We start from the raw sequence: 14,532 nt of genomic DNA, 5'->3' as shown, positions 1-14,532 counted from the left end.
GTCCGAAGCTCCGTCAGCACGACTGGTGTATCAATGCAGGTCAGGGGCGCTGGAGCGCTTGCACCCATGCCCTGGGGCCGCTCCCCCTTATTCTCGCTGTGATGTGCGTCATGCGCAACGAGGCGAGGCCGGGGAGCATGCGCGGGATCAAGGGCGGGCAGGGCTCAGGCCTCACCCGGCATCCTTCCGGTGTCGGCGCCGCTCCCCCGGCCCGCCATGACAAAGAAGGCGCCGGAGATCAGCACGCCGCACACCATCGCGATCGCCATCGGCAGCGAGGAATGAGTTCCTGCCACACCGACGAGCGGCGCCGCGATCGAGGCGGCGAAGGAGAAGCCGAGGCCCAGCATCGCCGAGCCCGTCCCGGCGAACTCGCGCGCCTGGTCCGAGGCGAGCGCGCCGCCGTTGCCGAAGATCATGCCCTGCGGTGCGACGGTGAAGAAGAACGCCGGCAGCACGATCCACGCCGGGGTGTCCAGGAACAGGCTCCCGATCAGCAGCGAGAAGCTCGCGAGGGACACCACGATCAGGCCGACGCGGATCAGCCTGCGCGGATGGATGGTGCGGGTCAGCCGCGCCGAGAGCAGCGACATCGCCATCATGCCCATCGAGTTGATCGCGAAGCTCACCGAGTACTCGCTCGAGGAGAAGCCCAGCATCTCCTGCACCACGAAGGACGACGCGGAGACGTACGCCATCAGCGCGAAGGCCGAGAACGCGTTCACCAGCATGTATGCGACGAAGATCCGTCGGCCCAGCAGGGTGCGGCAGTTGCGCAGGAAGGTGCGGAAGCCGCCCGAGTGTCGCCGGGAGACCGGCAGCGACTCGGGGATCAGGAAGAGCACGCCGATCAGCGAGATCAGAGACATCACCGAGATGACCACGAAGATCTCGCGCCACTGGCCGAACACCAGGATGATCCCGCCCAGCAGCGGGGCGACGATCGGGGCGACGCCGCCGACGCCCTGCATGATGTTCATGATCCGGAACAGCTCGGGGCCGTCGGTCATGTCGATCAGCACCGCGCGACCCAGCACCATCCCGAAGCCGCCGCCGATCCCCTGCAGCACGCGCAGCACCAGCAGCACCTCGACCGAGGGTGCCAGGGCGCAGCCGATCGACGCGAGCAGGCACAGGATGATCCCGATCAGCAGCGGGCCGCGCCGGCCCATGCGGTCCGAGAGCGGACCGGCGACGATCTGGCCGCTCGCGGTGCCGAGGAAGAACGCGGTGATCGTCAGCTGCATCCGCGAGGCGGTGGTGCCCAGCTCGCCCGCCACCTCCGGGAAGGCGGGGATGTACATGTCGGTGGCGAGCGGGCCGATCGCGCTCAGCGTGGTCAGCACGACGATCACCATCACGGTGACCTTGGCGCGGGTGCGGCTCAGCTGCTCCTCGTCGGGCAGGTGCGCGAGCTCGTGATCGGCAGGGTCCTCGAGGACGGGGATCGCGCCGGTGATGGTGGGGATCGATCCGGTGACGGTGGGGACGGAACCGGTGGAGGTGGGGACCGGGCCGGTGGAGGTGGTCGGCTCGGGGCGCGGGTCCTGGGCGGGATCCTCGCGGGGGATGTCGTCGGCGGCGGGGGCCACGGTGCTCCTTCTGGGGATCGGCAGACGACGAGCCGGGAGGAGATCACAGGGATCCCGCCCGACTCGATCGCACCATCCTAGGGACGCTGTGACCTCTCGTACAGCCACACCAGGCCGACGGCCACGAGGTCCACCACGATGAACACGAGCATGACCGGCCCGCCCATCCCCACGCTGCGGTCGATGACGATGCCGCCGCCTCCGGCGAAGAGCGCACCGACGACCATCATGATCAGGTTGTTCATCACGTGGAAGGCGATCGGCGCCTCCAGCCCGCGGCTGATCACGGCCATCGCCGCCATGCACAGCCCGAAGACCGCGTAGTAGCTCAGCAGCCACGGATCCACCGACATGTGCACGAGGCCGAAGACGATGCTCGAGGCGATCATGCCGAGCACGAGCGCGGGCCTGACCGCTCGGACCCAGGAGGCGAGCAGCGGCATCATCGCCCCGCGGAACAGCAGCTCCTCCCCCGCCGCCTGCAGCGGGGTGGTCAGCAGAGCGACCAGGACCAGCCCGATCGTGGTCGAGGTGATCGCGAACTGCCCGATCCCCGCGGCCGACGGGTCGATCAGGGCGGTGAGCGCGAGCGCGACTCCGACGAGCGCCGAGAACGCCCCTGCGTACACCAGGCCGCGACGCAGGCTCGCCCGCCGCGGCGAGGCGATCAGCGAGCGCCAGGGAACGCGCGCCACCAGCGCAGTGACCAGGATCGCCAGCGGTCCCATGGCGGCGAGGCCGAGGTTCATCACGGCCATCATCAGCGGGCTGATGGTCGCGTCCATCGGGTCGCGGCCGAAGGCGGCCATCTCCATGAGGACGACGATCAGCGTCAGCACGGTCTGGAGCACGACCATCGCCACGAGCAGGCCGGGGATGATCAGCAGCGGCTTCCACCAGGCCAGGCGCAGGTGTGCGCCGAAGGGACGCTCCGGGTCGAGGCCCGAGCGGGGTTCAGGGGCGGAACCGGGTGCAGCGGCGGGACGGGGGGCGGTATCAGCGGCGACGGGAGCGCCCGACGGCTCGGCGGCCGACGGGGCCGCGGCGGACGGGACCCGGCCGACGGGATCGCGGGGCGGGGGCGAGGAGGTGTGCGTCGTGCTCATGGGACCACCCTCCCCGCCCTCGCACCGCCGAGGAAGTGCCGCTTCGTCGGCGCCTCGGCCGACCATCGTCGAGCCCTCGGGCGCCGCCCGTGACCTTCGTCGGGCGGGACGAGGGCCGCAGGTCGGCCGGCCGCTGCACCCCTCGGCGAGGACCCGGCGAGCACGAGCCTCCGGGCGGGGCCGACGATCGCCGCGGTCCACCGGGCGGCGCGGGACGGTCGCTCAGGCCGCGCCCGTCCCCTGCTCCGCCAGCCGTCGCTGATAGGTGGGGTCCGTGCGCTTCAGCCAGCGGATCACCGCGGAGGTCACCGGGATCATCGCGTACTGGACGAGCACCTTGTAGAGCACGCCGAGCACGGTGTACTCCACGTACTGCTCGAAGGTGGTGATGCCGATCGCGACCGAGGCGATGGCGCAGAAGATGATCGTGTCCACGAGCTCGCCGAGGCCGCTCGAGGTGAACAGGCGCGCGATCAGGCCCCGCTCCCCCATCCGGCGCTTCATGCGGGAGACGACCAGGGAGTTCAGGGTCTGCCCGGCGAGGAAGCCGGCGAGGCCCGCGAGCACGACGATCCAGACCGGCCCGAGGGCGAGCTCGAGGGCCTCCTGCTTGGCGAGGCCGTACTCGTCGGGGAAGGGCGGCAGCGCGATGATCACCTGGTAGCTGAGCGAGGCGAGGATGCTCACGGCGAAGGAGGTGAGGATGGCGCGGCGGGCGCTGCGGGGGCCGTACAGCTCGGTGATGATGTCGCCGAGCACGTAGGCGAGGGGGAAGAGGAAGAAGCCGCCGTCGGTGATGATCTCGAACCCGGTGCCGGGCACGTCGCCGAAGCTGACGCCCTTGGCGGCTCCGATGCCGGAGAGGATCACGACCGTGACCATGGCGGCCAGGAGGATGTCGAAGTGGGAGGAGCCCCGGTCGGCGTAGACGGCGCCGGCCGGGCGTCCAGACGGTGGGGCGGGGGCGGTGCGGTTCTGTTCAGCAGTCACCGGGGAAGGGTACACAGCACGGCGCCGCCCCGACCGGTCACGGGACCGGACGGGGCGGCGCGGGGGCCGACGGGGACTCGCCGGGAGGCGAGTACGTCGGCGGTGTCAGATGCCGGCGGCGTCGTAGTCCGCGTCGGCGACGAAGCTCTCGAACTGGCTCTCGCTGCCGTACCAGAGGTTGGAGTCGCCGGCGAAGGGGCCGGAGTCGGAGTACTGCCACAGCTCCCAGCCCCACCAGCGGCCCGGCAGGGTGCTGGGACGGGAGGAGCTGTAGGAGGCGAGGAAGAGCGGCGAGTTCGTCGGGGTCCAGTCCCCCACCACGTCGTTCCACCAGTGCAGGTTGGTGTAGATCACCGGGCGGCGCCCGGCCTGGTCCCGATAGCGGATCGAGAAGGCGGAGATCCAGTCCCGCATCTCCTGCTGGCCGAGCCCGTAGTTCCGCGGGAGCCCGGAGTAGGCCTCGAAGTCGACCATGCCCGGCAGCGTGATCCCGTCGCCGGTCCAGCCGCCGCCGTTGTTCAGGAAGAAGTCCACCTGCTCCTCGGGGCCACCGGAGTCGGGGCGGGCGAAGTGGTAGCCGCCGCGCACGAGCCCTGCGCCGCCGGCGCCGGTGTACTGGTGGGAGAAGGCGGGGCTGCGGTAGGAGCGGCCCTCGGTGGCCTTGACGTAGGCGAAGCGGGAGCCGGCCGCGGCCTGGGCGGCCCAGTCGACCTCCCCCTGCCAGCCGGAGACGTCCTGGCCGTAGATGCCGGCGGCCTGCGCGGCGGGTGCGGCGAGGGCGGCGGTGCCGGTGCCGAGCGCCATGGCGCCGACGGCTCCGCCGCGCAGCACGCTGCGGCGGGAGGCTCCCGAGGCGGGGCCGGCGGTCGGGGCGGGCGGGGCGAGATGGCGGGGACGGTAGGACGACATGGGGAAGCTCCTGGGGAAGGGGACAGCTGCACTGCGAGGAAGAGTGCGACGGGGATCACACCGGGTCCACCGTAGAGGGGTCCCCCGGGACCGCGCCACCGCCCGCTCCTGTTCCGGCGTGTCGCGGCGAAACGGGCGGAAAGTGCGCAGTGCTGCGAAGCGGTCAGTCCGTCTTCGGGGCGATGAAGGCCCGCAGGGTGCCCAGGATGGTGGTCGCCGCGAGCTGGGTGACGTCCCGTCCTTCCAGCTGCTCGCGCACGAGCAGGTCGATGAAGATGCCCATCAGCAGCTGGGCGAGGTCCTCGACGGGCAGCAGCGCCCGCTCCCCCGAGGCCTCCAGGCGTGTGGCCAGGAGCGCTCCGATCTGGTTCCGCATCCGCTCCCGCTGCTCGGCGAGCTCCGCGCGGAGGGCCTCGTCGCGCAGGGAGCGGGCGATCGCGTCGGAGTACAGCAGGTACCACTGGCGGCCGAAGGGGCGGATCCCCTCGAACACCGCGAGCATCACCTGCGCGTCGTCGGCCTCGAGGATCGAGCAGCTCTCGTCCGCCCCGACGTCCGCGACCGCGCTCTCCACGGAGCTGTTCGCGATCGCCATGAGCTCGGCGGTCACCTCGTCGAACAGGGCGATGAACACCTCCTCCTTGCTGGAGAAGTTCGAATAGAAGGCCCCGCGCGTGAAGCCGGCCGCCTTCACCAGGTCGTCGACGGTCACGCCGTCGATGCCCTTCTCGACGAAGACGTCCAGCGAGGCGCGCACGAGCTTGGCGCGGGTGTTCTCCTTGCGTCGCGTGCCCGCCGACTCGGGCAGCGGCTCGAACAGATCGGTCATGGCTCCTCGGATGCGCGACTGACGGACGTCTCGCGCGGTGACGCCCATTGAAGGGGTGCGGCGAGCCCGATACTATCCCATCGATACATCTTCGTATCGAATTCGCGGACGTCTCGGGCAGGGGTCCGTCGTCGTCCTCGTGCCGAGCTCGTCCTGGAGGCCGCGTGTCCTCGTCCCTGTACCGTCTGGGCCTTCTGATGGCCTCCCTGCGCTGGAAGATCGTCGGCGCCTGGGTCGCCCTGCTGGTGATCGTCGGCGGCCTCGCCGTCGGCCTCGGCGGCACCTTCACCGCCGACATCGAGATCCCCGGCACCGAGGGGCAGCGCGGCATCGACACCCTCGCCAACCGCTTCCCCGAGATGGGCGGCACCGCCGGGCAGGTCGTGCTGGTGACCGAGGACGGCTCGAGCGTCGACCAGCACCAGGACGAGATCGACGCGCTCATGGAGGACATCGCCGAGGTCGAGGGCGTCGCGGCCGCCCCCTCCCCCTTCGACGACCTCTCCCCCGGCACGCGCACCGACGACGACACCGCGATCATCGCCCAGTTCCAGATGGAGGGGCAGACCGGCGCCTTCCCCGAGAGCTCCGTCGAGGAGATCCGCTCGATCGTGGAGGAGGCGGGCACGCCGAGCCTGGAGACGCACCTCGGCGGGCAGGTGCTGCAGAGCGCGGAGGTTCCCTTCGGCGCCGGCGAGGTCTTCGGCATCATCGCCGCCCTGATCATCCTCGCGATCGTGTTCCGGTCCCTGATCCCCGCCTTCATCCCGATCGTCACCGCGATCGTCGGCGTGGGCGTGTCGATGCTGGCGCTGGTCGCGCTCTCTGCCGGGGTCGACATCCCCTCGGTCACCACCGCGCTGGGCGCGATGCTCGGCCTCGCCGTCGGCATCGACTACGCGCTGTTCATCCTCTCGAGGCACCGCGACCAGCTCGCCCACGGCGACGACGTGCACGAGTCGATCGGCAAGTCCCTGGCCACCTCCGGCAGCGCCGTCATCTTCGCCGGCCTCACCGTGATCATCGCGCTGGTGGGCCTGTTCATCACCGGCATCCCCTTCCTCACCGTGATGGGCGTCGCCGCGGCCGCCACGGTGGCGCTGTCCGTCGTGGTGGCGCTGACCATGCTGCCGGCGCTGATGGGCATCCTCGGCGAGCGGCTGCGGCCCCGCAGGATCCGGCGCCTGATGGCCGAGAACGAGGGCGCCCTGCCCGAGCCGGACCCCGCGCAGCGCCCCCGCCGCTCCTTCGGCCGCGCCTGGGTGCGCCTGGTGACCAAGGTGCCGGCGCTGACGATCCTGGCGGTCGTGATCGGCGTCGGCGCGCTCGCGATCCCGATCAAGGACCTCGAGCTGGCCCTGCCGGACCTGGGCACCGAGCCCGTCGGCACCGATGCGCGCGACACCTACGCCCTCGTCTCCGAGGAGTTCGGCCCCGGCTACAACGGCCCGCTGCTGGTCACCGCCGACATCATCAACACCACCGATCCGCTCGCCGTCGTCGACGAGCTCGAGAGCGACATCTCCGAGCTCGACCACGTCAAGGAGATCCAGCTGGCGACCCCCAACCAGGGCGCCGACATGGCCGTGGTGGTCGTGATCCCCGAGGGCGGACCCACCGAGCAGTCCACCAAGGACCTCGTCGCCGATCTGCGCGACAGCGCCGACGGCTGGGAGCAGGACCTCTCGATCTCCGACGTCACCGTCACCGGCGCGACCGCGATCGGCATCGACGTCACCGACAAGCTCTCCGCCGCGCTGCTGCCCTTCGCGCTGTTCGTCGTCGGCCTGTCCCTGATCCTGCTGACGCTCGTCTTCCGCTCCCTGTGGGTGCCGCTGAAGGCGTCGGTCGGCTATCTCTTCTCGGTCGCCGCGGCCTTCGGCGTCACCTCGATGGTTTTCGAGTACGGCTGGTTCAACGGGCCGCTGTTCGTGGACGTCAACGGGCCGGTCGTCTCCTTCATGCCGATCATGGTGATGGGCGTGCTGTTCGGGCTCGCGATGGACTACGAGGTCTTCCTCGTCTCCCGCATGCGCGAGGAGTTCGTGCACACCGGCGACGCGAAGCACTCGATCGAGCGCGGCTTCACCGCCAACGCCCCCGTCGTCACCGCCGCCGCGCTGATCATGGTCTCCGTGTTCGCGGGCTTCGTGACCTCGGGGTGGTTCATGCTGCAGCCGATCGCGGTGGCGCTCGCCGTGGGCGTGCTGGTGGACGCCTTCGTGGTGCGGATGACCTTCGTGCCCGCGGTGCTCGCGCTGCTGGGCCGGCACGCCTGGTGGCTGCCGCGCTGGCTGAACCGCCTCCTGCCCACGGTCGACGTCGAGGGCGAGGGTCTGGCCGGGGTGCTCGAGCACCGTCGCTGGACCGAGGAGCACGGCGTGCACTCGCTGCGCCTCGAGGACGCGGTCGCTCCCCTGCTCGGCGAGAAGGGGACCCTCGGCCCGCTCACCGGCGCGGTCGCCCCCGGCTCCCTGCTGGTGGTCCGCGCCCCCGACAGCGCCGCCCGCGCGACCTTCCTCGGCCTCGTCGCAGGCCGCGTCGCCCCCGTCTCCGGCGTCCTCGCCGTGCACGACCGGCTCTCCCCCGACGACATCGGGGCCGTGCAGGCCCAGGCCCACTGGATCGGCGCGGACGCCCCGGTGGCCCGGCGGCTCGAGCAGATCGACGGCCGACGTGTCGGCCGCTCCGTGATCGTGATCGGGGAGCTCGAGGACCTCGCCCACGCCGCCGTGTCCGTCGACGACACGCTCGTCGAGCGGATCGACGCGCTCCTCGCCCGCGGGGCCACGATCGTGGTCGGCTCCCGCGCCGAGCACGCCACCGACGCCGAGCGCCGCCTCCACGCGACCCTGCGGGACCCGCGCCGCATGCTCGCCCTCTCCGTCCAGCGCTCCACCGCACAGACCCCCGAAGGAGCTCTCGCATGAAGCGCCTCGCCCACCCCCGCACGTTGATCGTCGTCCTGGTGCTGCCCCTGCTCGTGGCGGCGCTGGGCATGTGGGCGCTCAGCGGCCGCGTGGACCGGCTCGACGCCGTGCCCGCCGCCGTGGTCAACCTCGACGAGGGCGCGGAGGTGACCGACGCGGACGGGGAGACGCAGACCGTGCCCTTCGGCCGCCTGCTCGCCGGCTCCCTCACCCAGCCCGGCACCGTCGAGGGGCAGGACGCCCCGGAGACCACCGGCTTCGACTGGCAGCTGACCAGCCAGGAGGACGCCGAGGAGGGGCTGAAGGACGGCAGCTACTCCGCCGTCGTCATCATCCCGAAGGACTTCTCGAAGCATCTGGCCACCCTCGGCACGCCCGAGGCGTCCCGGGCGATCCTCGAGGTCACCACCAACGACGCGAGCGGCCAGATCAACGCGCTCGTGGGCACCGCCGTCGCCGAGGCCTCGGCGAACACCATGGGCGGGCAGATGGCGGAGCAGTACCTCGACCAGCTCTACGTGGGCTTCAACGACCTCGGCGACGGCTTCTCCGATGCGGCCGACGGGGCCGAGGAGCTCGCCGGGGGCACCTCCGAGCTCGCCGACGGCGCGGAGGAGCTCGCCGGCGGCACGCGCACTCTCGCGGACGGGAGCACCGAGGCCGCCGAGGGCGCCCGGGAGTTCTCGGGCGGCGTGTGGACCTTCGCCGACGGCACCTGGCAGGCCGCCGACGGCAGCCGCACCCTCGCCGACGGGCTCGACGACCTCGCCACCGGCAGCGAGGAGCTCGCCGGCGGCATCGGGGAGCTGCAGACCGGGATGCGCGGCACCGAGGGGCAGCCGGGCCTGCTCACCGGCGTCGAGCAGCTCGCCGCCGGGGTCGAGGGCGACGGCACCGCCGAGAACCCCGGCCTCGAGGCCGGCGCCGACCAGCTCGCCACCGGCCTCGAGCAGTTCGCCGGCGGCGTCGAGCAGACCGGCACTGCGGTCGCGGGCGACGGCACGGAGCAGAACCCGGGCCTCGCCCCCACCGCCCGGCAGGTGGACCAGGGCATGACCGAGCTCGGCCAGGGCGCCCAGCAGGCGGCCGACGGGCTCCGCGGCACCGAGGACGAGCCCGGCCTCACCCAGGCCGCCGAGGGCGTGGTCGCCTACGCCGACGGCGTCGACCAGGCCGCCGGCGGGCTGGACACAGCCCTTGACGGCGACGGCACCGCGAAGAACCCTGGCATGACGGCTCTCGCCGTCGGGGACGGCTCCGCCGAGGAGCCCGCTCCCGGCTCGATGCAGGCGAACGCCTGCGATCTCGCCGAGCGCTATCCCGAGGACCCCCAGGCCGTGGCGCTGTGCCAGCAAGCGACGGGCATGTCCGGCTACGTCGACGGGATCGACCAGGCCCGCTCGGGCCTGCACACCGTCGTCGACGGCGACGGCACCGCCCAGAACCCCGGCCTCGCCGCCACCGCTCAGGGCGTCGGCGAGGGCGCGACCGCAGCCGCCGACGGCGTGCAGCAGATCGCGGACGGCATCAACGGCACCGATCAGCAGCCCGGCCTCGTCCAGGGCACCGGGGGCATGGTCACCTATGCCGAGGGGATCGAGACGGCCTTCGCCGGAGACGGCACCGCCCAGAACCCGGGCCTCACCGAGTCCGCGAACCAGCTCGCCACCGGCGCCCGCGCCAGCGCCGACGGCGCCGGCGAGCTCGTCACCGGCGTGACCGGTCTGCGCGACGGGCTCACCGAGTACGCGAACGGCGTCGACCAGCTCGCCGCCGGCGCGGACCAGCTCGCCGAGGGCACTCGCGGCGCCGCCGACGGGGCCTCCGACCTCGCCGACGGCAACGAGGAGCTCGCGCTCGGCGCCGGCCGGCTCGGCACCGGCGCGGACCAGCTCGCCGACGGCAGCGAGCAGCTCGCCGACGGTGCGGGCGAGCTCGCCGACGGCACCGACGAGCTCGCCGAGGGCTCGGGCCAGCTCGCCGAGGGCTCCGACGAGCTGGCGGGCGGTCTGCGCGAGGGCGCCGACGGCGTGCCCTCCTACAGCGAGTCCGAGCGGCAGCGGATGAGCGAGATGGCCGCCGCCCCCGTCGGCACCGCGGCGGAGCGTCAGAACGAGGCGAACGGCGCGGACACCGCGACCTTCCCCTTCGTCACCGCGCTCGCGCTGTGGCTGGGCGCCTTCGGCACCTTCCTGCTGCTGCCGGGCCTGTCCCGCCGTCTGCTGGACCGGGCGATGCCGATGTGGAAGGTGGTGCTGCGCTCCCTCGCCCCGGCGCTGCTGATCGCGGTGGTGCAGACCGTCGCGGTGCTCGCCGTGCTCACGGCGATCGGGATCTCCCCCGTCTCGCCGCTGTCGGTGGGGGTGGTCGCCTTCGCGGGCGCGGTGATGTTCGCGGCGCTGCACCAGGCGCTGCTGACGGCGCTCGGCGACCGGATCGGCCGGATCGCCTCGATCGTGCTGATGGTGCTGCAGGTGGTGACCCTGGTGGGGATCGTGCCCGTCGAGACGGCCCCCGCGCTGCTGCAGTCGGTGGGCTCGCTGATGCCGCTGTCGATCGTCACCCAGGGCCTGGTCCATGCGGCGCTCGGCGGCAGCCTGGTCAGCACCACCGGGACGCTGCTGGCGATCCTCGCCTGGGCGGCGGTGTCGCTGCTGGTGACCTTCGCGGCCTCGCGCACGGCGAGGATCGCGCGACGCTCCTCGCACGTGAGCGTCGTCGGCGCGGTGCCCGCCGCGGCCTGATCGCGCCTACTGGAAGTCCCTGGACCGGCCCGCCGCGGCCAGGTCCAGGGGCTCCACCGCGTCGGCGACGAGGTTCACCGCGCCGGTGCGGTTCTCGACGATGCCGCGCAGCACGATCGCCCGCGCGGTGCGCAGCAGGGCCCGGTGCCGCACCCAGAACCCCTGGGAGCAGACCACGTTGAGGATCCCGGTCTCGTCCTCGAGGCTGAGGAAGGTGACGTTCCCGGCGGTCGCGGGGCGCTGGCGGTGAGTGATCACCCCGGCGACCCGGATCCGGCTGGAGTCCTCCGCCTCCCGGGTGCCGGTGATCGAGAGCACCCCGTCGGCTGTCATCCGTTCCCGCACCAGCGCCATCGGATGGTCCGCGAGGGTGATCCCGGTGGCCCAGGCATCGGCGGTGGCGAGCTCCGCATCGCTCATCCCCGGCAGCATCGGCGCCTCGGCGCCGACGGCGAGGTGCGGGAGCGTGTCCGGGGACTCCTGCGCGGCGGCGCCCGCCGCCCACAGCGCCTGCCGGCGCGAGCTCGCGAGGCGGTCCAGCGCCCCGGCCGTCGCGAGCGCCTCGAGCTGACGGGCGGTGAGGCGCACCCGCCGCGCGAGGTTCGGGACGGAGGCGAAGGGGCCGCCGCGCTCCCGCTCGGCGACGATCTGCTCGGCGGTCTCGGTGGAGATGCCGCGCACCTGGTCCAGGCCCAGCCGGATCGCGGGGCCGCTCGCGGCCCGCTCCCCCTGCACCTGCTCCCCCGGTGTCTCGAGCCGGTACCCGACGTGCTCCTCGTCGGTCTCCAGGTCGGTGCGGGCGCGGGAGGCGAGCACATCCGGGCCGTGAGTGAGCACGCCGTGGCGCCTCGCGTCGGCGACCAGGGACTGCGGGGAGTAGAAGCCCATCGGCTGGGAGCGCAGCAGCGCGGCGGTGAACGCGGCCGGGTAGTGGCACTTGAGATAGGAGCTCGCGTAGACGAGATACGCGAAGGAGTAGGCGTGCGACTCGGGGAAGCCGTAGTTGGCGAAGGCGAGTAGCTTGCGGTGGATCGCCTCGGCGTCCTCCCCGGTGATGCCGTGGCGGGCCATCCCCGTGAACAGCGCATCGGACAGCTCGAGCATCTTCTGGGTGGAGCGCTTGGAGCCCATGGCGCGGCGCAGCTGGTCGGCCTGGGCGGGGGTGAAGTCGGCGACGTCGACCACCATCTGCATCAGCTGCTCCTGGAACAGCGGGATCCCGAGCGTGCGGCCCAGGGACTTCTTCAGCTTCGGATGCAGGTAGGTGACCTCCTCCTCGCCGGCGCGGCGGCGGATGTAGGGGTGGACGGACCCGCCCTGGATGGGGCCGGGCCGGATCAGCGCCACCTCGACCACCAGGTCGTAGAACACCCGCGGCTTCAGCCGCGGCAGGGTGGAGATCTGGGCGCGGGACTCGACCTGGAACACGCCCACGCTGTCCCCGGCGCAGAGCATGTCGTAGACGGCCGGGTCCTCCTGCGGCAGGGTGCGCAGCTCGAAGTGCTGGCCGTGGTGCTCGGCGACGATCTTCAGCGCATGGTCGAGCGCCGTGAGCATCCCCAGGCCCAGCAGGTCGAACTTCACCAGGCCCGCATCGGCGCAGTCGTCCTTGTCCCACTGCAGCACGGAGCGGTCCGCCATCGCCGCCCACTGCACCGGGCACACCTCGATCACGGGCCGGTCGGCGAGGACCATCCCGCCGGAGTGGATGCCGAGGTGGCGCGGTGCGTCGCGCAGCTGCTGGGCGAGGGCGACCACGTCGTCGGGAACGTCCGCGTCCTTCAGCGAGGAGAAGGAGCGCTCGATCCGCTTGGCGAAGGCGTCCTGCGCGCCGGGGTCGTAGCCGAGCGCCCTCGCCGCGTCGCGCACCGCGAGCTTCGCCCGGTAGGTGATGACGTTGGCGACCTGCGCGGCGTTCTCCCTCCCGTAGCGCTCGTAGACGTGCTGGATCACCTCCTCCCGGCGGTCCGAGGCGATGTCGATGTCGATGTCCGGCGGGCCGTCCCGCTCCGGGGCGAGGAACCGCTCGAACAGCAGCTCGTGGCCGACGGGTTCGACCGCCGTGATCCCCAGTGCGTAGCAGACCGCGCTGTTGGCGGCGGAGCCGCGGCCCTGGGCGAGGATCCCCTCCCCTGCGCAGAAGTCGACGAGCTCGTGGACGATCAAGAAGTAGCCGGGGAAGTGCAGGTCGGTGATGACCTTCAGCTCGTGGTCGATCTGCGCCCACGCCCCGGGGATCTTCTCGGGAAGGCCCGGTGCGGGCCGCGGCCCGTAGCGCTCGCGCCCCTCGATCTCCACCAGCTCCACCAGCCAGCTCGCCTCGTCGTGCCCGGCGGGGACGGGGAAGGGCGGCAGATCTGGGGCGAGCAGGCGCAGGTCCAGGGCGCAGTCCCGGCCCAGCTGCGCCGCCTGCGCGATCGCGGAGGGATAGCGGGGCAGCAGCTGCGCCATCTCCTCCCCGCTGCGCAGGTGCGCGGGGCGGGAGGCGAGGTGGGGGTCGGCGCTCTCCAGCGACCCCCCGGCGCGCAGGGCGGCGTGGGTGTCGGCGAGGCGCTTGTCCGAGGGACGGGCGTAGTGCGCGTTCGTGCTCGCCACCAGCGGCAGGGAGACCGCGTCCAGCCCGTGCGACTCGCGCACCAGGCGGGCGCCCTGGGCGAGCGCGTCGTGGAGCTCGTCGGCCTCTCCCCCGCCGCCGACGATCAGCTCGACGGCGACGTTGCCCGCCCCGAACAGCTCCACCAGGCGGGCGATCTGCTCCGCGGCGGCGTGGGCGGCGCCCTCGAGGTCCCCCTCGGCCAGGCGCGCGCTCGCGGCCCGGGTCACGGCGCCCTTGCGGCAGCCGGTGAGGATCAGCCAGTGCCCCTCCCGGGCGATCCGCGACAGCTCGGCGAGGCGGTAGCGGGGTGCGGCCTTCTGCCCGCTGCCCAGGTGGGCGCGGGCGATCGCGGCGGAGAGCCGGCGGTACCCGGCCTCGTCCCGCACCAGCACCAGCAGGTGCTCCCCCTCGGGGTCGGGCGTTCCGGTGCGGGGTGCGGAGGTCACGGGGGTGCTGCTCGCGGTCTCGGCCCCGGGCTCGAGGCCGAGGGTCAGCTCGGCGCCGAACACGGTCGCGATCCCCGCCTCGGCCGCGGCCTTCGCCGCCTGCACCACCCCGGGCAGCCCGTCGTGGTCCACCAGCGCGATCGCACCGAGCCCGAGCCGGGCCGCCTGGATGGCCATATCCTCGGGGCTCGAGGCGCCGTCGAGGAAGCTGAAGTGGGAGTGGGCGTGCAGCTCCGCGTACTCGACGTGACGGGCAGGACGGTACGGATCCTCCGCCTGCTTCCCGGTGTGCTCGACGACGATCGGCGGGGAGACCAGCTCGGCGGGACGGTCCGAGAGGACCGCCTCGAGGTCCTTCCACGCGGGCGGGCCCAGGAACCAGCGGGCCAT

At 72.6% G+C, this 14,532-nt stretch carries 8 protein-coding genes; 2 read left to right on the top strand and 6 right to left on the bottom strand.

Annotation, left to right across the window (positions count from 1 at the left end):
• Positions 1-164: 164 nt before the first annotated feature.
• From DS079_RS05735 to DS079_RS05710, 5 genes are all read right to left on the bottom strand, one after another.
• On the bottom strand, positions 165-1,592 hold the full coding sequence (locus DS079_RS05735; RefSeq protein ID WP_164736121.1) for a multidrug effflux MFS transporter: 1,428 nt from the start codon (positions 1,590-1,592) through the stop codon (positions 165-167).
• A gap of 77 nt (positions 1,593-1,669) precedes the next feature.
• Positions 1,670-2,698 (bottom strand): CPBP family intramembrane glutamic endopeptidase, encoded by a 1,029-nt coding sequence (locus tag DS079_RS05725; protein ID WP_126985611.1) that lies wholly within the window; start codon positions 2,696-2,698, stop codon positions 1,670-1,672.
• A gap of 222 nt (positions 2,699-2,920) precedes the next feature.
• The gene (locus tag DS079_RS05720; protein ID WP_126985609.1) at positions 2,921-3,688 is read right to left on the bottom strand and encodes a queuosine precursor transporter; all 768 of its coding nucleotides are present in this window, start codon (positions 3,686-3,688) and stop codon (positions 2,921-2,923) included.
• 105 nt (positions 3,689-3,793) lie between these two features.
• Positions 3,794-4,597 carry a GH25 family lysozyme gene (locus DS079_RS05715; protein WP_126985607.1) on the bottom strand — a complete coding sequence of 268 codons (804 nt, stop codon included), beginning with the start codon at positions 4,595-4,597 and terminating at the stop codon, positions 3,794-3,796.
• Between the two features lie 163 nt (positions 4,598-4,760).
• Positions 4,761-5,426, bottom strand: a complete 666-nt coding sequence (locus DS079_RS05710; RefSeq protein WP_126985605.1) for a TetR/AcrR family transcriptional regulator — start codon at positions 5,424-5,426, stop codon at positions 4,761-4,763.
• A gap of 164 nt (positions 5,427-5,590) precedes the next feature.
• Here DS079_RS05710 and DS079_RS05705 point away from each other — a divergent pair, with 164 nt between their 5' ends.
• Positions 5,591-8,356 carry an MMPL family transporter gene (locus DS079_RS05705; RefSeq protein ID WP_126985603.1) on the top strand — a complete coding sequence of 922 codons (2,766 nt, stop codon included), beginning with the start codon at positions 5,591-5,593 and terminating at the stop codon, positions 8,354-8,356.
• A complete protein-coding gene (locus DS079_RS05700) occupies positions 8,353-11,100 on the top strand; it encodes a YhgE/Pip domain-containing protein (RefSeq protein ID WP_126985601.1) in 2,748 nt (915 codons plus the stop codon). Before DS079_RS05705 ends, DS079_RS05700 begins: the two co-directional genes overlap by 4 nt.
• A gap of 6 nt (positions 11,101-11,106) precedes the next feature.
• On the opposite strand, the gene DS079_RS05695 is transcribed toward DS079_RS05700, so the two are convergent.
• Positions 11,107-14,532: an error-prone DNA polymerase gene (locus DS079_RS05695; RefSeq protein ID WP_126985599.1), complete on the bottom strand. Its 3,426-nt coding sequence runs from the start codon at positions 14,530-14,532 to the stop codon at positions 11,107-11,109.

It is taken from the genome of Brachybacterium paraconglomeratum (assembly GCF_003994255.1).
In the GTDB taxonomy this organism is placed as follows: domain Bacteria; phylum Actinomycetota; class Actinomycetes; order Actinomycetales; family Dermabacteraceae; genus Brachybacterium; species Brachybacterium conglomeratum.
The sequence above is the reverse complement of the archived record's forward strand: the minus strand, read 5'-3'. Positions and strand labels throughout refer to the sequence as shown.